The organism is Gelidibacter gilvus (assembly GCF_004115975.1).
Classification (GTDB): domain Bacteria; phylum Bacteroidota; class Bacteroidia; order Flavobacteriales; family Flavobacteriaceae; genus Gelidibacter; species Gelidibacter gilvus.
Map to the genome: position 1 here is coordinate 194,501 of NZ_SDDZ01000006.1, position 22,982 is coordinate 217,482.

The following is a 22,982-nucleotide window of genomic DNA, read 5'->3' on the forward strand; positions in this document are numbered from 1 at the left end:
CTATGGAATTATTCTGGTATATCGTATTAATGACTATGCTAACCATTTATGTCATTTTGGATGGTTATGATTTTGGTGCAGGAATCATTCATTTATTTTTTGCCAAAACCGAAAAAGATAAGAAAGCTATCACAAACGCCATTGGTCCATTTTGGGATGCCAATGAGGTTTGGCTCATAGCTGTTGGCGGTGTTTTGTTTTTTGCGTTTCCCACGTTGTACGCCTCGTCATTCAGTGGGTTTTACTTGCCATTGATGATGATTTTATGGTTACTTATTTTCAGGGCGATTGGTCTCGAATTACGAGGACAAATCAAGAACAGAATGTGGGAGGCTATTTGGGATAAAGCATTCGGGATTGCAAGTTTACTGCTGGCTCTATTCTTCGGAATCGCCTTGGGAAATATTGTAAGAGGCGTGAATTTGGGTATGGTTACCGATGGTGTTTCCACACATGAGCCCCATTTTTTCTTTTTGCCTTTATGGAATTCGAGTTTTAGTCCGCATGCCGAACATTTGGGAGTGATTGATTGGTTTACCTTAATTTTAGGCCTTGTTGGTGTGGTATCCTTAGCAATTCATGGTGCCAATTGGATTATTTTCAAAACCAATTCTGACTTGAACCCAAAACTAAAAAAAGTGATTTTTAATTTGAATTTTGTACTGTTGGCATTGGTCATAATATCCTTGTCCACATGGCATATCATTGATCCAAATCCATTTCGCAACTTTATGGAGCATCCTTGGTTAATTATTTTTCCGCTGATGACATTTACGGGACTTTTGGGTTTGTTTAAAGTAAAAGCATTCAAAAGAGACGGATTAGGTTTTCTTTTCTCAACGTTGTTTCTGCTGGGCGGATTAGCATCTACTGTGGCCTCCATATTTCCGAAAGTGTTGCCCTCTACAAACAACGTCAACCCATCTTTAACATTATATAATGTTGCAGCCCACGAGTATGGGTTATCCGTTGGCGTATATTGGTTTGTAATTGCGGCACTTTTAGTTGGGATTTATATGTTTGTGCAATACCGCGTTTTCCGAGGTAAATTGGACGATGTTGGCTATGGCGAACATTAATTTATTAGAAAATCCTTGGCATGACGGACACACTTATTGCACTCATCAGTATTTTTATGGGGATTATTGGCGCACATGTTTTTGCTGCGATAAACAAAAAACACACCTTAGGATTAATTGGAAACACCATGGCAGGTGTTTTTGGCAGTATTTTTTTCATAAAAACCTTTGGACGACTTGGTTTTGATCCGATGTCGATTATGGAAATTGGCGAAACAAATCGTGTGTTATTTACAATAAACATATTGGTATCTATTGTTGGTGGCGCCATTGGTGTGATTGCAATTAAGCTGATAAAAAACAAATTGAATGCTTAGATTCGAAAAGAATATAATTTTAATATAATCGAATTATTTAGCTTTCGATTATTTTTTGTACATTTGTTAACCATATGGTTAAACTTATTGGTTAAATGAAAAAAGAAGAAACGACGGAACATCAAATATTGGACGCTGCCAAAGATGTCTTTCAATCTAAAGGCATGGATGGTGCAAGAATGCAAGAAATAGCTGATAAAGCAGGAATTAATAAGGCGATGCTTCACTATTATTATCGAAGCAAGCAATTGCTCTTTGAAGCCGTCTTCAAGAATGCCTTTTCGCTTTTGGCACCACAGTTAAATACCATATTAAACGATGACTCAACCATTGAAGATAAAATAAGAAACTTTACAAATGACTATACAACGTTCATGATGAAGCATCCGTATCTGCCAAATTTCATCATCAATGAACTTCACAGAAATGAAGATTTCATTCTAAAGTTAAAAGAAAACACAGGTTTTCCAAATCTCGAAAAATTTAAATCGAGCGTGGATGCAGAAATTAATAAAGGAATTTTAAAACCTATAGATGCCGACCAATTATTCGTCAATATCCTCGCCCTGAATATCTTTCCATTTTTAGGAAAGCCATTGGTTAAAGCGCTTACAAAGAAAGATGAAAAAGCTTACAAGGCATTTATAGAAAGCAGAAAGACAGAAGTTGCCAACTTTATTATCAATTCAATAAAGCAACACTAAAATGAGACGATCGCTAATTATTTTGATAGGATTATTTACAAGCACCATGGTTTCGCAACAATCGATAACCCTGCAGGAATGTTATGACCTAGCAACTGTCAATTACCCTTTGGCCAAACAATCTGGCTTACTTGACATGCAAAATCAATTAGAAAAAGAAGTCGTTTCAAACGCTAAACTGCCGCAGTTGAGTTTTGATGCCCAAGCCACCTATCAATCTGATGTGATTGAAGTTCCCATCCCAAATTCGAACATTGAACCCCTAAATAAAGACCAGTACCGTGCAACACTTTCGGTCAATCAACTTATTTATAATGGCGGTGCAACAGATGCCTCTTTGGATGTGAAATCATCCCAACTTAAAACGAAGCAAAAACAGGTTGAAGTCAACCTATATCAACTAAAACAAAAAATCAATCAGCTCTATTTTCCTGTTTTATTAGCTCAGGAAACGCATTTATTATTAATAGCAAAACAAGAACAGTTACAAGCCAAATTGAGCGAAGTGACCTCAGGGATAAAGTACGGTGTGATTTTGCCTGCATCAGATAAGGTTCTGGAAGCCGAACTGCTTAAACTCAATCAACAGCTTATTGAAGTTAAAAGCAATAAAACCTCTCTCATTGAAACACTTTCCAGCGTTATTGGACAACCATTGAATGCCTCAGCCATCTTTCAAAACACGTTGGTGGAAACCGCATCAAAAACAGAATTAAACCGACCAGAACTGGAATTATTTCAACTTAAAAAAGATGAAATTGAAAGCAATGAAGCTTTGATCGCCAAACAAAATGCGCCCAAATTACTCGGATTTGCAACCGGTGGCTATGGAAATCCCGGATTGAATATGCTCGACAATTCCTTTCAAACCTTTTATACGGTTGGGGTTAAATTGAATTGGAATGTATTCGACTGGAATTCCAATAAGAAACAGCGTGAATCCCTGTCCATCAATAAAGACATTATCGATACTGAAACCGAAACGTTCAAATTGAACACCAATACAGAACTGAATCAGCAACAAAACGAAATCGAAAAGATTGAAGCGTTTATCACTTCTGATTTGGAGATTATCAACCTTCGAAAGGAGGTCCTTAAATCGGCAGATTCCCAGCTCAAAAACGGTGTCATCACCTCATCGGCATATATCACGGAACTCACCAATTTATTTGAAGACGAAAACACCTTGGTCAAACATAAAATTCAGTTACAACTGGCAAAAGCAAATTATAACATCATTAAAGGACAGTAATATTTTCCCATAATAATTGTCCCGCAGACGGACGCAGAAAGGATAGCACAAAAAATCAACGGAAATCAGCGAAATCTGACGGAAACTAAAAAGATAAATCATGAACTATTACAATTATATACTAGGTTTAAGCATAGTGGCCACTTCCCTCTTCTCCTGTAGTAATTCCAATGGAAAAGCAGACGGCTACGGTAATTTTGAAGCCACAGAAATAACTGTTTCAGCTGAAAATACCGGAAAACTGATGCAGTTTGAGGTTTCTGAAGGTGATCAACTTTTAAAAGATAAATTCATTGGATATATCGACACCATTCCTTTGGCCTTAAAACGAGAACAATTGGAGGTTTCAAAAGCAGTTATCAGTTCTAAATCGAAAGGGGTACTATCTCAAATTAATGTGTTGAATGCCCAATTAAAAACAGCCAACACCAATAAAGCACGAACCGAAAACCTGATAAAGGACAATGCAGGAACTCAAAAACAACTGGATGATGTTCATGGTCAAATTGAAGTGATCAAAAATCAAATCCGCAGTGTGGAAATCCAAAATGCTCCTGTAGTCAACGAACTAAAAAGCATTGATGTCCAATTAAAACAAATTGACGATCAGATTGAAAAAAGTAAAATCATAAATCCGATAAATGGGACCGTTTTAACCAAATACGCAGAACCAAATGAAATCACTGCCTTTGGGAAACCGCTGTATAAAATTGCCGATTTAGGCACCATGCAATTACGAGTGTATATCAGCGAAACCCAATTGGCAAACATTAAAATAGGACAAGACGTCACCGTTAAAATTGATGATGCAGACACGATGAAATCCTACGAAGGCAAAATTAGCTGGATCGCTTCAGAAGCTGAATTCACACCAAAAATCATTCAAACCAAAGAAGAACGTGTAGCATTGGTATATGCCGTAAAAGTGGATGTCGTTAACGATGGCAGCCTGAAAATAGGCATGCCTGCTGAACTATGGATCCAATCCCCAACCCTTTAGAAATGAGAGAAAAATCCAATTTTTTTAAACCAAAAACAAACAATTCAAATATTATTAACCACTAAATTCAAAAACAATGAAACATTTAATTTTTACCATCGGCCTATTGGCATTAGTAAGTTGTAAAGACAACAAAAATCAAGAAACCATCACGCACTCAGATGAAATTGAAAATCGCGATGCACACTTAAATGAGCATCACGTTGAAGCAGCGGCAAATGTGTACGATAATTCTTGGACCGAAGAGATAGAGATGGACAATGGCGAAAAATGGCAATCCGATCTCCCAACCAATGAAGGCGTTAAGAAATTGCAGCACACCATAAATACACATAGCACAAGCACATTGGCGGACTATCATAAACTGGCTGAACTGCTCAATGAGGACAAGAATTACGTCATAAAAAACTGTACAATGCAAGGTCCCGCACATGATAATTTACACGTTTGGTTACACCCATTGATTGAAAAAATTGCTGCGCTTACACAAACTGAAACTGTTGAAGACGCTTCAAAGCTTAAAAGCACGATTGATGAAAACATCAACGCTTATTACGATTATTTTAAATAAATGGGGATTTCAATTTCCAACATATCAAAATCCTATAAAAACGTAAAAGCCTTACAGGACATTTCATTTGACGTAAAGCCAAATGAACTCTTTGGGCTTATCGGTCCTGACGGTGCTGGTAAAACAACATTGTTCAGGATCTTGACAACGCTTTTATTTCCAGATGAAGGCACTGCAACCGTTGCCGGTTTTAATGTGGTTGGAGATTATAAAGAAATTCGGAAGAATGTTGGGTATATGCCAGGGAAATTCTCGCTCTATCAGGATTTAACGGTGGAGGAGAATCTAAATTTCTTCGCTACTATATTCGGAACGACCATCGATGAAAATTACGATTTGATAAAGGATATCTATGTTCAAATTGAGCCTTTTAAAGACCGTCGTGCCGGAAAATTATCTGGCGGAATGAAACAAAAACTGGCATTGAGCTGTGCATTAATCCACAAACCAAAAGTTTTGTTTTTGGACGAACCCACCACAGGAGTGGATCCTGTTTCAAGAAAAGAATTTTGGGAAATGCTGAAACGTCTGCAACAAAAAGGGATTACGATCTTGGTCTCCACCCCTTATATGGATGAAGCCGCTCTTTGTGATAGAGTGGCTTTGATCCAAGACGGGAAAATCTTGGAAATTGATACCCCAGAAGCTATTGTGAAACACTATCCGAAACCCATTTATAACGTTCGTGCAAATAATATGTACCAATTGATCATAAGTTTAAAAGACTATGAGTTTAACCATAGTGTCTATCCTTTTGGCGAGTTTGTGCATTATACAGATAGTAGAACCGATTTTAATCCGAAGGAATTGCGGCACTATCTGGAAACTAAAAACCTTTCTGATATAGAAATTCAAGAAACTGAAGCCACTATTGAAGACACCTTTATGGAGTTGGCAAAATAACCTGCAAAGTTTACATAACCTTATTCTGCAAGGCTTCCACCTGTCCGCCGAAGGAGGAAAACCTTGTAGATATAAATCCTAAAAAATGAACAATGTCATACAAGTAGAAGGATTGACCAAAATGTTTGGTGATTTTACAGCGGTTAACGCCATCACTTTCGAAGTTGAAAAGGGTGAGATCTTTGGTTTTTTGGGAGCCAATGGTGCAGGAAAAACCACAGCGATCAAAATGCTGATTGGAATTTCAAATCCAACTTCTGGAAAGGCTACTGTTGCAGGATTTGATGTCTTAACCAATCCAGAGGACATCAAAAAAAACATTGGCTATATGAGCCAAAAATTTGCTTTGTATGACGATTTAACTGTTAAAGAGAACATCACTTTTTTTGGCGGAATATATGGATTATCACGAAAAAAAATTAAAGAAAAATCAGAAGCACTAATTAAAGAACTGGGACTTGAAAACGTTGCCAGCCAATTAGTAGGATCGCTACCATTGGGCTGGAAACAGAAACTATCATTTTCAGTGTCTTTGATTCATGATCCTAAAATCGTGTTTTTGGATGAACCAACAGGAGGCGTTGACCCAATTACCCGACGTCAGTTTTGGGAGATGATCTATAAAGCAGCCAATCAGGGCACCACTGTTTTTGTGACCACACATTATATGGATGAAGCAGAATATTGCGATCGGGTGTCCATTATGGTAAACGGTAAAATTGAAGCTTTAGATACTCCAAAGAAGCTTAAAGAGCAGTTTCAGGCAGAAAGTATGAATGATGTGTTTTTGAAGTTGGCGCGAGGGTAGAAAGGAGTTTTAAGTCGCAGTTGCGGTTTACAGTTTAAAAACTCTGTGCAGCTCTGTGATTTCTGTGTGGCGCTCTGTGTAACAATTAAAATAATTAACTAAAAAGAGATTCCTGCCTACGCAGGAATAAGAGATCCCTGCCTTCGCAGGGACTAAACATGAAAAGATTCATAGGTTTTATAAAAAAGGAATTCTACCATATTTTTAGGGATAGACGCTCATTGTTTATTCTCTTCGGAATGCCGATTGCCCAAATTTTATTGTTTGGATTTGCTATTACCAATGAAATCAATAATGTAGATATCGCCATTTTAGACCATTCAAAAGACACCACTACAGAAGAAATTATCAATAAGATAGCAGCATCAAAGTATTTCAGCATCAAACAAATGGTCACTCGCGAAGCGGATATTGCTTCAGTTTTTCAAAAAGGACAAGTCAAGGCTGTTTTAAACTTTGAAAAAGATTTCAGTAAAAACCTTATCAAAGACCACAAGGCAACCATTCAAATAATTACGGATGCCACAGATCCAAATACAGCTAATACGATTACCAATTACATCAGTGCCATCCTTCAACAATATCAAAAGGAACTGAACAAGGACATCACCATTGCCTACCAAATAATTCCTCAAACCCGCATGGTTTATAATCCAGAATTAAAAAGCGTGTACATGTTTGTTCCTGGAGTGATGACCATCATTTTGATGCTGGTTTCGGCAATGATGACCTCCATCTCCATTACCAGAGAAAAAGAATTGGGTACGATGGAGATTCTTTTAGTATCCCCATTAAAACCATTTCAAGTAATAATAGGAAAAGTGTTTCCTTATATATTTCTGTCCATAATAAATGCCGTTGTCATTGTAATGTTGAGCATTTTTATTTTTAATATGCCAGTTCAAGGAAGTCTGTTTTTATTAGGTTTGGAAAGTGTATTGTTCATTATTACCTCATTGGCTCTGGGTATTTTAATTTCAACCATTTCGGCCACCCAACAAACCGCAATGATGATTTCTTTAATGGGGTTGATGCTGCCAGTAATCTTGTTATCCGGATTCATTTTTCCTATTTCAAGCATGCCAATGCCGCTCCAAATCATCAGTAATATCATTCCTGCCAAATGGTTTATCATTATTTTAAAAGCCATTATGCTCAAAGGTGTCGGACTGCAATTTATATGGAAAGAAACCTTGATTTTATTGGGGATGACCGTGTTTTTTATCGCATTGAGTGTGAAGAAGTATAAGATTAGGTTGGAGTGAGTTAGTGGGTAGAGGTGAGTGGGTAGAGATAAGTGAACAGAAAAGAATAACCATCCTGCAAGGTTTTAATAACCTTGTAGGTATTTAGAAATTAAAAAAGAGATTCCCGCCTTCGCGGGAACTAAGATGAAAACAATACTTTACATCATACAAAAAGAGTTCAAGCAAATCTTTAGAAATAAAGGCATGCTTCCAATTATTTTTGTCCTACCACTACTCCAATTGGTTATTCTTTCCAATGCCGCTACTTTTGAGGTTAAGAATATCAAATTCGCTTATATTGATAATGATAAGTCGCCAACATCAAGAGCATTGATAGAAAAATTTAATGCCTCAACCTATTTTGATGTATTGACCGATTTTCCATCCGAAGCTATAGCCAGTTCAGCTATGTTAAAGGGAGAAATTGATGTCGTTTTAGAAATTCCAAGACATTTTGAACGCAATCTTCAAAAAGAAAAACATGGAACTTTAGGAGTTACCATTAATGCCATTGACGGTGCAGCCGCGGGTGTTGAAAATGTCTATATCACACAAATCATACAGAGCTATAACAAGAATATCAGAACAGCTTTGGCACAAATTTCGGATGTTCAAATACAACCGATAAACATTGAAACCATTCCCCTATTTTGGTACAATGAAACCTTAAACTACAAAACGTTTATGGTTCCGGGAATCTTGGTTTTGTTAGTTACAATGATCACCCTTTTCCTTTCAGGGATGAACATTGTCCGCGAAAAGGAAATCGGCACCTTGGAGCAAATTAACGTGACGCCTATTAAGAAAAGTCAATTCATCATCGGGAAACTCTTTCCTTTTTGGGTTATTGGAATGGGCCTGCTAACCGTTGGATTAATATTGGCAAGATTGATTTTTAACGTTCCGATGGTGGGCAGCTTGGCGCTCATGTATTTCTACACGTCCATTTATATTTTAGTGGTATTGGGAATTGGATTATTCATTTCAAATTTCACGGACACCCAACAACAAGCCATGTTTATTGCTTGGTTCTTTATGGTGATATTTATCTTGATGAGCGGATTGTTTACGCCCATAGAAAGTATGCCAAAATGGGCCCAAATCATTACCGAGTTCAATCCCATAAAATACTATGTTGAAGTGATGCGAATGGTCATGCTGAAAGGATCGGGTTTTACGGACATTTTGCCTCAGCTCATTAAAACTTCGGTTTACGCTATTGTCATGAACGGATTAGCGGTTTGGAGTTATAGAAAAACAACCTAAAAATTGATGTATGGAGATTGATAAAAAAATAATGCTATCTAAAGATGAATCTTTGTTTGTTAGAGGTCCCCTATCGCGTTTTAAGGAATTTACCTTCGCAGTTAAAGTGTTTATCAATTTCCTAAAGGCCTTTAGAAAAATGCATTTTATTGGCCCTTGCGTCACTGTTTTTGGATCTGCCCGATTTACAAACGATTCAGAGCATTATAAAAATGCCGAAAAGATTGGTGCCGCTTTGGCAAAAACAGGATTTACAGTCATGACAGGTGGTGGTCCGGGAATTATGGAGGCCGCCAATAAAGGAGCTTTTGAAGCTGGAGGCAATTCTGTGGGCTACAATATAATTCTGCCTTTCGAGCAAAAACCCAACCCCTACCTCCATAAATGGATCGACATCCCCTACTTCTTTATAAGAAAAGTGATTCTCATAAAATATTCTTATGCCTTTGTAGTCATGCCAGGTGGTATTGGTACTTTAGATGAGTTGTTTGAAGCTTTGACACTGATTCAAAACAAAGTTATCAGCGATTTTCCGATAGTCATTTTCGATTCCGTTTACCATAATGAATTGTGGGAACACATTCAATTAATGGCTGAAAACGAAAGCATCAGTCCAGAAGATATGGAACTCTTATTTGTAACCGATTCTGTGGAAGATTTAATGGCCCATATTGAATCTCATACCATCAAAAAATTTGGATTAATAAGGAAACCCGTCAAACCAAAATGGTGGCTTGGAGAGCCAGCCGATAAGCCCATTTCAAATGAAACATAGAAAGATCATCACTACGGTAAGTGCTATTGTTTTAGCAGTATTTGCATTACTCACTCTGTTTTTGAGTAGTTCTGTAATTTTTGATTGGTTCGGAATCAGAGCCAAAGAAGGACACTATGTTTCGTTTATAGTGTGGGCCAACTTTATGAGCAGCATTTTATATTTAGTTGCTGTTTATGGTTTCTTAAAAATAAAAAAGTGGACCTTTAGGGTTTTGATCGCTGCTTTAATTATCCTAATTATTGCTTTTATTGCATTGCAATTTTATATTTATAATGGCGGAATTCACGAAACAAAAACGATAAAAGCCATGATTTTCAGAATATTGATGACTTTAGGTTTTTCACTCATCGCTTATTTCTATACGAAAAACAACAAATTAAGTACTGAAACAAAAGCAGGCCTTTAACACAAAGCTATGCTTCAACATAAAAACAGATATCATGAAAAAAATACAATATTCTAAAACATACCGCATCGTTCATTGGGCGATAGCCATTTCATTTCTGCTCTTATTAATTACAATTTTATTGCGATTAACTTGGATGAATAAATACAATATGGCGGCTATTATACAAGATTATCTAAAAGATACTGGTCAGATTTTATCAGAAGATCAAGGCATTGCCTTAGCTAAAAAAATAAGACAACCCATGTGGGATTGGCATATTTACCTCGGCTATATATTGGTTGGTTTATTTAGTATTCGCTTTATACTTCCTGGGTTCGGACAAATGAAGATCCAAAATCCTTTAGGTAAAAACCTCACCATAAAAGCGAAATTTCAGAAATGGACCTATATTATTTTTTATGTCTGTGTGCTTGTTTCATTAGTTACCGGACTTATCATAGAATTAGGACCAAAAGAATTGAAAAAGCCAATGGAAGACATCCATGTTCTTGGTATTTATTATTTGGTCGCATTTATAGTAATCCATTTGATAGGCGTATTGATAGCTGAGTTCACGGAGCATCGAGGAATTATTTCAAGAATAGTTAGTGGTCCAAAAAAGAACAAGTAACATCTAGAAAAAATACTTTTACCTAATTACTTAGCAATTACATAACGCTTAATTGAGTCAATAACCTCAAGTATTTTCTCTCTCACTTCTTCTAATATAATAAATTTTAGCGCTTTGAATGACACTATGTTGTTATGTGTAACTCAGGTTACATTACAACAATTAGAAGCAGACTATCTTTAATAAAATTAAAATTAAGGCTATAAGGGTCATTCTAGTGAGGCATCATAGATCATGTAGTTGCACATTTATTCAGAGAATTATCTAATGAAAATGAGGTTTTGATGGTTTGACCTAACAGGTTACTAGTGTAAATGGAGGCACGAGAAAAGTAAATTGATGTGGTTATCAGTTTTTATTGGTTGAAAGTGGAAAAGCACCCTTGAAAAAGGGTGTTTTTTTTTGTGGGTAACATAGGTTACTGACCATGAGCTTTATCACACGTATGTTTGTGGCATAAATGATTGTAAACATGAAAAACAACGTATTCGTATTGATTTTTGCTTTCTTAGGTTTCACTTTAATGCTTCAGGCACAGGAAATTGTGCCGATTACAAAATCTGAAGTTTTGAACAAGGTGAGTGAAGATAATACTTCAATAAAAATATCTGAGCAGGAATTTATTGAAGCCAGAGCAGACTACCGACAAACCAACGCCGTCTATCTGCCAAACATCACGGCCAGTCATACCGGAATTGCAACCACTAACCCTTTAATGGCATTTGGCTCTAAATTGAACCAGGGTATATTAACCCAGAATGATTTTGATCCAGCCTTGCTAAATGATCCGTCGCAAGTTCAGAGTTTTGCAACCAAGTTTGAAATCCAACAACCTCTAATCAATTTGGATGGGATGTACCAACGCAAAGCAGCAAAATCCAAAATGGATGCCATGGCTTTAAAAACCGAAAGAACTTCTGACTATTTGGCTTTTGAAGTCGACAAGGCTTATATGCAGTTGCAATTGGCATACAAAGGTGTGGACGTTTTACAGCAAGCGTTAAATGCTGCCAATGCCAATAAAAAATTAGCCGACAATAGCTTTAAACAAGGTTACCTACAACGCGCCGATGTCCTTAATGTTGAAGTGCGCGTCACTGAAGTCCTCAACCAACTACAAACTGCAAAAAGTAATGTGCAGAATGCTTCCAATTATCTGTCTTTTTTAATGAATGACGAGGCTTACGTGGTTTACATTCCAACCGATAGTTTAACAATTTCTGTTTCAACTATGGAAAACAAAACCATTTCAGAAAACCGTTCTGACATTAAGGCCATGCTCTTGGCTACAGATGCCTACGAAGCTATGAACAAAGCCGATAAAATGTCCTTCCTTCCACGATTAAACGCCTTTGGTAGTTATGAGTTGTACGATGATAAAATATTTCAAGCGGATGCCAGTGGCTATTTGTTTGGCGCACAATTATCTTGGGATCTTTTTCAAGGTTCCAAAAGAATTGGGAAGGCACAAAAGAGTAAGGCAGAATTTGAAAAGTCGAAATTGGAATACTCGCAATATGTATCTCAAAGCAATTTAGAATTAAATAAAGCCAGACGTGCGTATTTAGATGCCGAAAATAAACTAAGGCTCACCAGTCTCTCAATGGAACAATCTGAAGAATCTTTAAGGATCAGAACCAACAGATTTGAAGAAGGTTTAGAAAAAACATCCGATTTATTAATCGCCGAAACCCAATTCGCCCAAAAGCAATTGGAATATTATCAAACCATTTTTGAATACAATTATGCGCAAGCGTATTTAGAATATTTAACCAAGGATTAATAATAGTCTGCAGTAGGCAGTCGCAGTTTTCAGTCAGTAACCAACTTATCCTGCAAGGTTTTAAAAATCGTGTAGGTATCGAATAAAAATAAATTAAAAAAAATGAAAAAATACATATACCTCCTAGGCGTCATTACAGCCTCCCTATTTTTCACGAATTGCGGTAGCAAAGACCAGAAAGCAGTTGCTGATACCACTCCAGCAATTCCAGTAGTTGTCAATCAAGTTACAGCTAATGGCAGTAATCCGTTTTTATCTGTAAGTGGAAAAATTCAAGCCACAAACAGTGCCGATTTGAGCACCAGAATGATGGGTTATGTCAATAAAGTCCACGTGAATGTTGGCGATAAAGTCACTAAAGGCCAATTATTGGTCTCTATAAATAATGCCGATATCCAAGCGAAACAAGCACAAGTTAACGCAGGTATTACAGAAGCTACGGTCGCGTTTAACAATGCCAAAAAAGATTATAATCGTTTTCAAAGTTTGTTTGCGAGCGCCAGTGCCTCACAAAAAGAAATGGATGATATGACGGCCAATTATGAAATGGCAAAAGCACGTTTGGAATCTGCCAATCAAATGAAAAATGAAATCAATGCCCAATTTGCTTACACCAATATTACCGCACCATTTAGCGGAACTGTGACAAGCAAGAATATTGAAACAGGCGATATGGCCAATCCGGGAGTTCCATTAATCAGTATTGAAACCCCAGGAGATTTTGAAGTTATGGCCAGTGTTCCTGAAACAGAAATTTCGCAAATAAAAAAGAATACCCAAGTGGATGTGTTGGTGAAATCTATTAATCAAACGCTGAAAGGTAAAGTGATTGAAGTGAGTTCATCTGCCAAAAATACAGGTGGTCAATATTTAGTAAAGATTGCTTTAGATAAAACGGAAGCCCATATTCTTTCTGGAATGTTTGTAAGCGTTCAATTCCCAATTGAAAAACAAGCATCTACGGAACTGGTTCTAATTCCAACCGAAGCTATCATCACAAACGGTCAATTATCAGGGGTTTATTCGGTAAGCCAAAGTAACACCGCCATCTTACGATGGTTACGTTTAGGTAGAAATTTTGGTGATCACGTAGAAGTATTATCCGGATTATCAGCAGACGAATCCTATATCGTTTCATCTGAAGGGAAATTGTTTAATGGGGCTAAGATAATCCCATCCTCAGTCCTTCCCTAAGGGAAGAAAGCCACTACAGGCACAAACTAAATAATAAATCCACTAAGGTTTAAAAGCCTTATAGCTATCAAAAAAAATATTAACTAAAAATAACCCGTAACAGTTCCCTTTCCTTTGGAAAGGGCTAGGGATAGGATTATGAAAGAAGGTATCGCAGGTAAAATTGCAAAAGTGTTTATACAATCGAAGCTCACAGTGCTTTTGATGATCGTATTTACCGTGGTTGGTGTGTACAGTTCGTTTCTAATTCCGCGTGAGGAAGAACCACAAATTGATGTGCCAATGGCCGATATTTTTGTGGGCTACCCAGGTGCAAGTCCAACGGAAGTAGAATCGCGTGTCATCAAGCCTTTAGAGCAACTGATTTCGAATATTAAAGGCGTGGAATATGTGTATTCTTCGTCAATGAAAGAACAAGGCATGGTTACCGTGCAGTTTTATGTGGGTGAAGATATTGAACGTTCGTTTGTAAAATTATACAACGAAATCAATAAGCACATGGATCAAATGCCGGTTGGTGTCACATTTCCATTGGTAAAAACCCGGGCTATTGATGATGTCCCAATGTTAGGTTTAACCTTGTGGAGTGAAAATTACGACGATTACCAGTTAAGCCAAATCGCACAAGAACTGGAAGGCGAAATTAAAAAGGTCAACGATGTTGCTATCACCCATAAAATTGGTGGTAGAGCTCGTCAATTGCGCGTCGTGTTGGATAAAGATAAACTAGCAGCAAGCGGATTGGATTTCCTTTCGGTTTCTGAAATGATCAAAGCCAATAACAGTCAACTAAGCTCTGGAAGTTTCGATAAAAACGACACAGAGTTTCTTGTAAACACAGGAAAATTTTTAGAATCGGCTACCGATGTTGAAAACCTTGTCGTTGGCGTACAACAAAATCAGCCAATTTATTTAAAGCAAATTGCCGACATCGTCGATGGCCCAGAAGTCCCACAAAACTATGTGAGTTTAGGATTTGGTCAAGGCAGTAACAAAGCTTCCGATTTTAAATCGGAGTATCCAGCAGTCACCATTGCCGTCGCAAAGCGAAAAGGTGCTGACGCCATGAAGATTGCCGAAGTTATCATCGATAAAGTAGCGCATTTACGCAGTACTTTAATTCCTGATGATGTGCATGTTGAAATCACCAGAAACTACGGGGAAACAGCGTCACAAAAGGTTTCAGAGCTTTTATGGCATCTGATAGGCTCTATTTTTGCCGTCACACTTGTCGTAATGCTTGCCATGGGCTGGCGCGGTGGATTGGTCGTGTTTTTATCTGTACCAATCACCTTCGCACTGACCTTGTTGAGCTATTATATGATGGATTATACCCTCAACCGAATTACACTATTTGCTTTGGTGTTTGTAACGGGAATTGTCGTGGATGACTCCATTATTATTGCAGAAAACATGCATAGGCATTTCAAAATGAAGCGCCTACCATTTAAACAGGCCGCTTTATATGCCATTAACGAAGTTGGAAACCCTACGATCTTAGCAACCTTAACCGTCATTGCCTCTGTTTTACCAATGGCCTTTGTATCCGGATTAATGGGACCTTATATGGCACCTATGCCAATTGGCGCCTCTATTGCCATGATCTTATCGCTTTTTGTGGCATTGACCATTACGCCTTATTTGGGTTATATTTTCTTGAGAGAAAAAGATGTAAAAGGGAAAGCTAAAAAAGTAGAAAAACCGTTGGAAGAGACCTTCATTTACAGACTTTACAACAAACTGGAAGGACCTTTATTGGAAAGCACAGGAAAACGTTGGTTGTTTTTAGGGTTGACTTTTGCAGTTCTAATGGGAACAATGGTCCTGTTTTTTACGAATTCAGTAGCTGTAAAAATGCTGCCTTTTGATAATAAAAATGAATTTCAAGTAGTCATTGACATGCCCGAAGGTACCACCTTGGAACGTACTGGAATGGTAGCGCAAGAGATCTCTCAATATTTAACAACACGACCAGAAGTTGTCAATTATCAAAATTATATCGGCACCTCCGCTCCTATTACTTTTAATGGATTGGTACGTCACTACGATTTACGTGGTGGCAGCAATATGGCAGATATTCAAGTGAATTTAATTGATAAAAACGAACGTAAAGCCCAAAGTCACGATATTGCTAAATTGTTGCGACCTGATATTCAGAAAATCGCCGCAAAATTTAATGCCAATGTGAAATTAGTGGAAGTTCCACCAGGACCTCCTGTAATGTCTACGATTGTTGCTGAAGTTTATGGCCCGGATTATGACGAGCAAATAAAGATCGCAGATCATATTCAAGACATCCTGAGAAACACCGATGATGTTGTCGATATCGATTGGATGGTTGAAGATGATCAAATTGAATATCAGTTTGTCATTAACAAGGAGAAAGCCATGCTCTACGGCGTAGCGCCACAGCAAATTACATATACCATGAATATGGCCTTGTCAAACAACGCCATTACCACCTTATATGATGAAGATGCCAGCAATCAAGTGGGCTTGATATTGGCTTTGGATGAAAAAGAAAAATCCACTATTTCGGATATTTCACAGTTGAAAGTCAAATCCATCCAAGGAAATATGATCCCGATTGCCGATTTGGTGACTATAAATAAAACCATCTCAGCCAAGAGTATTTTCCGTAAAAACCAAAAACGTGTGGTCTATGTGTTAGCCGATATGGCTGGCGATCTGGAAAGTCCTGCCTACGCTATTTTAGGCATGGAGGATCGATTAAAAGAGATTCCGTTACCAACAGGCTATGAACTTAATGAATTGTATTTGGACCAGCCAGATTTTGAAGATAATTATACGGTGAAATGGGATGGCGAATGGCAAATTACCTTAGAAGTATTTAGAGATTTAGGAATTGCCTTTTTAGGTGCCATTATTTTGATCTACATCTTAATTGTAGGCTGGTTCCAAAACTTTAAAGCACCAATTGTCATGATGGTGGCCATTCCGTTATCCTTAATAGGAATTATTCTGGGTCACTGGATCATGGGTGCGTTTTTCACGGCAACTTCTTTTATTGGAATGATTGCTTTGGCTGGAATTATGGTGCGGAACTCGGTATTATTAATTGACTTTATCAATTTACGGACCGCCGATGGTGTCCCACTGAAACAAGCCGTTATTGAAGCTGGTGCCGTAAGAACGACACCAATCCTCTTAACTGCAGGAACCGTGGTGATAGGTGCCTTTGTGATCTTGTTCGACCCTATTTTTCAAGGCTTGGCCATTTCATTAATGGGTGGAACAATCGTGTCCACCGTGTTGACCTTATTGGTTGTGCCATTAGTGTATTATATGATCGAAAAGAAAAATTATAAATAATTGATTGCGTAGAGACAGCTTGCAAGCTGTCTCTACGCAATATAATGTAAAATAAAAATCATGAAATTAGTAATCGTTACCTCAGTCGAGGAGTTTAGAAAAGATGTTCTAAGGCTCTTCAAAAATGCAAATATTCACAACTTCAGCAGTTCTGATATTGACGGATACAAAAATGGATCGACCGTCGTAATGACTGCAAGTTGGTTTGCTAGCGAAAAGTTCAGCAATGAATCGCGGATGTTTTTCTCGTTTACGGATGATGAAAACATTGACGACTTATTCAACGCAATTGAAGAATTCAATTCGGGAGTAGAAACCAACAATGCGGTAAGAGCCGTAGTTGTTCCAATAGAAAGACAAATTTAAATTTAAAAAATAAAACAAAATGCTAAATACATATTTTAGAGTTATCGTAGGTACAATGGTACTATTAAGTGTTGTTCTGACCGTTTACGTCAATCCAAATTGGATGTGGTTGACCGTATTTATCGGCCTTAATTTAATTCAATCGGCATTTACAAAATGGTGCTTGTTGGAAACAATTTTAATGAAATTAGGCGTTAAGAAAACTGGTGCGGGTTGTTCTTTATAATAAAAAAGAAGTTTACGATTCCAGATGGCAGACAATTTCCAACATCAAATAAAGTCATGCTTTGTTGATGAAAGGATGATGATTTAGTTTAGAATAGCTTTAGAGCTGTCATTTTAAATCTCAACCTTTGTCTGCTTCTCCGCGTCATTGTTCACATAAATGGTTCTCGTCGGAAATGCCAGTTCAACACCCTCCTTATCATAGCGCTTTTTGGTGCTTTCCAAAACATCACATTTTAAGGAAAAAGAATCGCTATAGTTGCGAGCCCAAGCCCATGCTCTGATGGTCAATGAAGAATCGTTGATTTTGGTTAGCGCCGTTCTTATTAAAGGTTTGCCATCTTTTTTCTCCTTTTTGGATCGGTTATCTAAAATTAACGGATGGCTTTCACATTCTTCGCGTAAGATCTGTTTTGCCAAATCGATATCGCTGTCGTAAGAAATATTCATTTCAATATGCTCGCAGCACTTCATCTCTCCCAAATCGTAGTTGATCAACTTCTCTTTATTGATGACCGCATTCGGAATCACAATCATTTTATTTTCAAAGTTTCGGATAATGGTGTGGCGCAAGGTTATGTCTGTGACCGTTCCTACCATAGTATCGCTCACTTTTACAATATCTCCAATTTTAAATGGCTTAAATGAAATAATAAATAGACCGCCTACCAAGTTTGATAATGCTTCTTGAGATGCGACCCCTGCAATCAGGGCGATCACCCCAGCACCTCCCAAGGCTGTCTGCGCAACACCTCGCAGTGACGGGAATGCCATCAAACCGAAAAGAACTCCAATAAAGCAAATTATAAAAACGACTACATAACGCAAGAACTTAAAACTTGTGGGATCATAGCCAAGTAGCGTTTTTTCCTGAATCTTATGTTTAAACCATAAGTTACAGAGCGTTGCCGACACAATTGTGATCACTGCAACACCTCCCAAATAACCCACCAGTTTAAAATAACCAATTAAGGTGTCGTTTTTTTCCTTATCAACAAAGATAAAGCTCAAGGCAATAAGCCCTAAAACGATCCAAAGGATATTCAAGGTTCGTTTTAAAATGTGCATTGGTTTTTCTGGAGCTCCCAAAAACTTTTGAGCTTCCTTTTTCATCAACCACTTATTTAAGACGTTGGTGATGATATGAAGTACAATCACTATCGCTATGACACTGGCTCCATAGATCAAATGTGACTTGTATGTTTCGAAAAATTCGGTCATGAAAAGCGTGTTCTAAAATTGGAAGACATGATGAAGGGTCATTTAAAAAAATCCTATTTAATTCCTAAAGTATATTATTTACCCTTCATATTTGAAATTCTAAAAACTATTCTAAATCCTCAACGCTCTGCCTTCTTTTTCAACACTGATGATTTTAGGGCAACTGAGGCGGCTTTCTAGTCGCCATCTTTAGAAGTACATAGCCGATAATGGCAGATATAAATGATCCTATGAGAATCCCAATCTTGGCAGAATCTATATATTCTGGATGGGTTGCAAAAGCTAAACTTGCAATGAAGATTGCCATAGTAAATCCTATTCCTGCTAAAAATGAAACGCCAATAATCTGTTTGAAATTAATGTCCTTTGGCACTTCAATGATTTTAATCTTTTTAGCCAATAGTACAAATGATGTGACCCCAATGCTTTTACCTACAATTAAAGCGAGGATAATGTTTATAACTATGGCTGTATCTAACTCTACTGAACTATCAATCATGACACCTGCATTGGCAAGCGCAAAAATTGGAATGATAAAATAGGCTACCCAACCGTGTAAACTACGCTCCAAGTTTTGTAATGGCGATCTAAATTTTGCAGTCCAGTCTTGCAAGTCATTGATGTTTTCCAATTGCTCGTTTGAGAGTATCGGTTCTTGCAGAACAATCGAATTCTTGATATCCTTATAGACAATGTCCAAATGTTGCAAAAACGTAGAGGTATCTATCTTTTGTCTGATAGGCACAGAAAACGCTAACATAATACCTGCGACTGTAGGATGTATTCCAGCAAAGTAAAATAAGAACCATATAGCAATTCCTAAGATGAGCATGACATACTTAGAATAATAACCCTTATAAGAAATTAGATATAGAACACCTAACAATGCAAGAGCTATCAATAAAAGCGTCATATTAATACTGCCGCTATAAAACACGGCAATAACCAACACCGCACCAATATCATCTACGATGGCAAATGCTGTAAGGAATATTTTTAAGCTTAAGGGTACACGTTTACCAATAACATTTAAAATGGCCAATGAAAAGGCAATATCTGTTGCCATGGGAATCCCCCATCCTTTTACCGTCTCCGGATTTTGATTCAGCAACAAAAACAAAGTAACCGGAATGACCATGCCTCCCAAGGCACCAACGAGCGGAAAGGCTATCTTTTTGGTGGTATTCAGCTCCCCAATCACTAATTCTCGTTTAATTTCCAATCCAATCAGAAAGAAAAATATAGCCATTAAACCATCATTAATCCAAAGGATAGCTGGCAGTGTAAACTCAAAAGATTTGGTGATAATACCAATATCATATTGCCAAAGTTCTCGATAAGACTCTCCAAAAGGCGAATTTGCCCAGGCAAGCGCTATAACGGTAGCAAACATTAATAGGATACCACTAAAACTTTCAATTTTAACGAACTTTTGAAGTGGGGTAACGATCAGTTTTTTTATCATCGACGTGAAATAGACTTTGTAATGTGGATTGTGATTCAAAGATACACTTTCAATGTAAAAAAGCTAAAGAACGGGAATCGATTTTTGTAAAAATTTTATTTTCGCCGAATTATTAACAAAAACATCAAACATTTCACACTTTTTGTTAGAAATTCACAAGTAAATATCAAGACATTTCAGAACGAAAGACTATTTTAAACCTGATAGCCACCACCCTCAACTGATGATTCGCCAAAACCATATCTAATGTGGCCATGGGAATTTACACTTCATCTTTGTTGGACAAAGGAGCGTCTTTCGGGAATTTCCCTATCATAATCCCTTGAGATTGTCCTTTGCCCAAATAGGCATTAAACCAATTCCAAAATGTCCTAAACCGATTTCTGTAGCTTACCAAGAGAAATAAATGCACGAACAACCAGGAAAACCATGCCAGCCATCCGGTAAGAATTATTTTTGGAAAAGTCATATCCGCCACCGCCTTTTGATCGCCTATAATGGCCATGGCGCCTTTGTCCTTATATGTAAACGGTTTCGGTTGCGTATTTTTCAGAATCGCCACAAAATTATCTGCCAAGGCTTTCCCTTGTTGTTGCGCCACACTTCCCAACTGCGGATGTCCCTCGGGAAAATTAGGATCTGTTTTTTGAATGCAGGTATCGCCAATGGCGTAGATATAATCGGAATTGACCACTTTATTATAGGCATCAACGCGAAGTCTATTACCCTTGTCATAACAACCTTCTGGGATACCCTCAACCTTCATTCCTGTTACACCTGCCGTCCAGATTAGAGTTCTCGTTTCTATGGTATCACCATCTTTAAAGAAAACTTTATCATCCGTATAATCGGAAACCATCTTGTCTAACTTTACAATGACGCCCAGTTTCTTTAGGATTTTCAACGTGTATTTTTGTGATTTTTCACTCATTGATGACAAAACCGTTGGAGCACCATCTACCAAATAGATATTTAAGCGTTCACTCTCTAATTCTGGATAGATCTCCTTAAGTTTTCGCTTGCGCATTTCCGCAATCATACCTGCAATTTCAACTCCAGAAGGTCCTGCGCCAGAAATCACGATATTTCGCATTTTGCGCTTTTCAGCTTCATCGGTACAAAACGTGTACTTTTCACCTTCCATAAGGAGATAGTTTCTCAATTTTATGGCATCATTGACCGTTTTCATTGGCAGAGCATTTTTTTCGATGTTCTTCATCCCAAAATAATTGCTCTCTGTACCGGTGGCAAGAACCAAAGTATCGTAATGCACTTCTCCAGTAGAGAGTACGACTTTTTTTTGGTCTGGAACTATTGCTTCCAATTCGCCAATCCTAAAAAACAAATTATTATTGCCAATAAAAAGTGTCCGAAAAGGAATGGAGATACTTGAAATATCCAGCATTCCGGTAGAAACCTGATACAATAGAGGTGGGAAAAAATTGTAATTATTCCGATCCACCAAAGTGACTTTCAACCCTTTTTTATTACCCAATTGCTTGGCCAGATTAACTCCGGCAAAACCACCTCCTATAATGACAATATGTTTTTCTTGCATGTCTTTTGTTTTTTAATGCTTGATTTTAGAATCTTAAAGGCTTGAAAAACTGAACAAATCAAAGGACAAACACGCGTAAAAAATCTATTTGTCCATTGCTTATTACGTCAATTTAATGTCGCCACCATCTGCCATAAGTGTTTGCCCGGTCATATACTGACTGTCGGCACTTAATAGAAATGCAACTACAGGGGCAATATCCTTCTGTGGATCGCCAAAACGGTTCATCGGATTTTTACCTGCTACTTCCTCATACTGTTCAGGATGGGCTTCTTTCCATTGGGCAACACCTTCTGTAAATGCTAACGGACATACAATATTAACCCGGATGCCATCTCCTGCCCACTCATTGGCGGCCACACGTGACAATCCGCGGATGGCTTCTTTGGCCGCTGCATAACTTGCTTGATTTTTTTGTCCGAGCAATGCGGCACCAGATCCAAAATTGACGATGGCGCCTTTCGATTTTTTAAGCTCAGGATAGGCGGCTTTCATAAAATTTAACGTGCCGTTCAATCCCGTGTTCATGGACAATGCCCAATCGGCTTCAGTGAGTTCCATCAAAGGCTTTTGTTTTGAGGCGTGCGCATTATTAACCAGCCCGGTCAACTTCCCGAATTTAGAAACAGCCAGTTTAACAGCTTCCTTAGCGACCGATTCTTTAGAGATATCGCCTTTTAAAAATGCAATCTGCTCTGGATTTGACGCTTCTTTTTCTTTACCTGCCTCTTCATTAAGGTCTACAGCCACAACGCTTGCACCTCTTTTTGTCAAAACCGTCGTGATGGCTCCTCCTATTCCTGCTGCTCCGCCGGTAACTATGACGACGTGATCTTTTAAGTTTTTCATATTTTCGATTTATTTCTTTTTAAAGATTCTATGCACTCTAAATT

General features: G+C 37.8%; 22 protein-coding genes. 18 read left to right on the forward strand and 4 right to left on the reverse strand.

Annotation, left to right across the window (positions count from 1 at the left end):
• The first annotated feature begins 2 nt into the window (after positions 1–2).
• The 18 genes from cydB (at position 3) to ESZ48_RS11900 (ending at position 17,846) form a co-directional block, all read left to right on the forward strand.
• Positions 3–1,079: a cytochrome d ubiquinol oxidase subunit II gene (gene cydB / locus ESZ48_RS11815; RefSeq protein ID WP_129017692.1), complete on the forward strand. Its 1,077-nt coding sequence runs from the start codon at positions 3–5 to the stop codon at positions 1,077–1,079.
• Positions 1,080–1,099: 20 nt separating this feature from the next.
• Complete coding sequence (locus tag ESZ48_RS11820; RefSeq protein ID WP_129017693.1) at positions 1,100–1,396, forward strand: hypothetical protein; 297 nt, start codon at positions 1,100–1,102, stop codon at positions 1,394–1,396.
• Positions 1,397–1,491: 95 nt separating this feature from the next.
• The gene (locus ESZ48_RS11825; protein WP_129017694.1) at positions 1,492–2,100 is read left to right on the forward strand and encodes a TetR/AcrR family transcriptional regulator; all 609 of its coding nucleotides are present in this window, start codon (positions 1,492–1,494) and stop codon (positions 2,098–2,100) included.
• Between the two features lies 1 nt (position 2,101).
• A complete protein-coding gene (locus tag ESZ48_RS11830) occupies positions 2,102–3,352 on the forward strand; it encodes a TolC family protein (RefSeq protein WP_129017695.1) in 1,251 nt (416 codons plus the stop codon).
• 100 nt (positions 3,353–3,452) lie between these two features.
• Entirely contained in the window at positions 3,453–4,352 is a 900-nt protein-coding gene (locus ESZ48_RS11835; protein WP_129017696.1) for an HlyD family secretion protein, read from the forward strand.
• Positions 4,353–4,428: 76 nt separating this feature from the next.
• Positions 4,429–4,923: a hypothetical protein gene (locus ESZ48_RS11840; protein ID WP_129017697.1), complete on the forward strand. Its 495-nt coding sequence runs from the start codon at positions 4,429–4,431 to the stop codon at positions 4,921–4,923.
• Positions 4,924–5,826: an ABC transporter ATP-binding protein gene (locus ESZ48_RS11845; protein WP_129017698.1), complete on the forward strand. Its 903-nt coding sequence runs from the start codon at positions 4,924–4,926 to the stop codon at positions 5,824–5,826.
• An 85-nt stretch (positions 5,827–5,911) separates the two neighbouring features.
• Positions 5,912–6,634 carry an ABC transporter ATP-binding protein gene (locus tag ESZ48_RS11850; RefSeq protein WP_129017699.1) on the forward strand — a complete coding sequence of 241 codons (723 nt, stop codon included), beginning with the start codon at positions 5,912–5,914 and terminating at the stop codon, positions 6,632–6,634.
• Positions 6,635–6,792: 158 nt separating this feature from the next.
• Entirely contained in the window at positions 6,793–7,899 is a 1,107-nt protein-coding gene (locus ESZ48_RS11855) for an ABC transporter permease (RefSeq protein ID WP_129017700.1), read from the forward strand.
• Positions 7,900–8,025: 126 nt separating this feature from the next.
• The gene (locus tag ESZ48_RS11860) at positions 8,026–9,147 is read left to right on the forward strand and encodes an ABC transporter permease (RefSeq protein ID WP_129017701.1); all 1,122 of its coding nucleotides are present in this window, start codon (positions 8,026–8,028) and stop codon (positions 9,145–9,147) included.
• Positions 9,148–9,157: 10 nt separating this feature from the next.
• Complete coding sequence (locus ESZ48_RS11865; RefSeq protein ID WP_129017702.1) at positions 9,158–9,922, forward strand: LOG family protein; 765 nt, start codon at positions 9,158–9,160, stop codon at positions 9,920–9,922.
• Positions 9,912–10,331 carry a hypothetical protein gene (locus ESZ48_RS11870; RefSeq protein WP_129017703.1) on the forward strand — a complete coding sequence of 140 codons (420 nt, stop codon included), beginning with the start codon at positions 9,912–9,914 and terminating at the stop codon, positions 10,329–10,331. The genes ESZ48_RS11865 and ESZ48_RS11870 overlap by 11 nt, the downstream gene beginning before the upstream one ends.
• Positions 10,332–10,365: 34 nt before the next feature.
• Complete coding sequence (locus tag ESZ48_RS11875; protein ID WP_129017704.1) at positions 10,366–10,944, forward strand: cytochrome b/b6 domain-containing protein; 579 nt, start codon at positions 10,366–10,368, stop codon at positions 10,942–10,944.
• 472 nt (positions 10,945–11,416) lie between these two features.
• Entirely contained in the window at positions 11,417–12,727 is a 1,311-nt protein-coding gene (locus tag ESZ48_RS11880; protein WP_129017705.1) for a TolC family protein, read from the forward strand.
• A gap of 102 nt (positions 12,728–12,829) precedes the next feature.
• Positions 12,830–13,921, forward strand: a complete 1,092-nt coding sequence (locus tag ESZ48_RS11885) for an efflux RND transporter periplasmic adaptor subunit (protein WP_129017706.1) — start codon at positions 12,830–12,832, stop codon at positions 13,919–13,921.
• 138 nt (positions 13,922–14,059) lie between these two features.
• Positions 14,060–17,254, forward strand: coding sequence for an efflux RND transporter permease subunit (locus tag ESZ48_RS11890; RefSeq protein WP_129017707.1), 3,195 nt, complete (start codon positions 14,060–14,062; stop codon positions 17,252–17,254).
• A 60-nt stretch (positions 17,255–17,314) separates the two neighbouring features.
• Entirely contained in the window at positions 17,315–17,620 is a 306-nt protein-coding gene (locus tag ESZ48_RS11895; protein ID WP_129017708.1) for a hypothetical protein, read from the forward strand.
• 19 nt (positions 17,621–17,639) lie between these two features.
• Complete coding sequence (locus ESZ48_RS11900; RefSeq protein WP_129017709.1) at positions 17,640–17,846, forward strand: YgaP family membrane protein; 207 nt, start codon at positions 17,640–17,642, stop codon at positions 17,844–17,846.
• Between the two features lie 113 nt (positions 17,847–17,959).
• Here the strand turns inward: ESZ48_RS11900 and ESZ48_RS11905 are convergent, their stop codons facing one another.
• The 4 genes from ESZ48_RS11905 to ESZ48_RS11920 all read right to left on the reverse strand — a co-directional run bounded on the left by ESZ48_RS11905 (position 17,960) and on the right by ESZ48_RS11920 (position 22,938).
• A complete protein-coding gene (locus tag ESZ48_RS11905; protein ID WP_129017710.1) occupies positions 17,960–19,066 on the reverse strand; it encodes a mechanosensitive ion channel family protein in 1,107 nt (368 codons plus the stop codon).
• Between the two features lie 154 nt (positions 19,067–19,220).
• Positions 19,221–20,531 carry a Na+/H+ antiporter NhaA gene (gene nhaA / locus ESZ48_RS11910; protein ID WP_129017711.1) on the reverse strand — a complete coding sequence of 437 codons (1,311 nt, stop codon included), beginning with the start codon at positions 20,529–20,531 and terminating at the stop codon, positions 19,221–19,223.
• A 262-nt stretch (positions 20,532–20,793) separates the two neighbouring features.
• Positions 20,794–22,089: an NAD(P)/FAD-dependent oxidoreductase gene (locus ESZ48_RS11915; RefSeq protein WP_129017712.1), complete on the reverse strand. Its 1,296-nt coding sequence runs from the start codon at positions 22,087–22,089 to the stop codon at positions 20,794–20,796.
• Between the two features lie 102 nt (positions 22,090–22,191).
• A complete protein-coding gene (locus ESZ48_RS11920; RefSeq protein WP_129017713.1) occupies positions 22,192–22,938 on the reverse strand; it encodes an SDR family NAD(P)-dependent oxidoreductase in 747 nt (248 codons plus the stop codon).
• Positions 22,939–22,982: the final 44 nt, after the last annotated feature.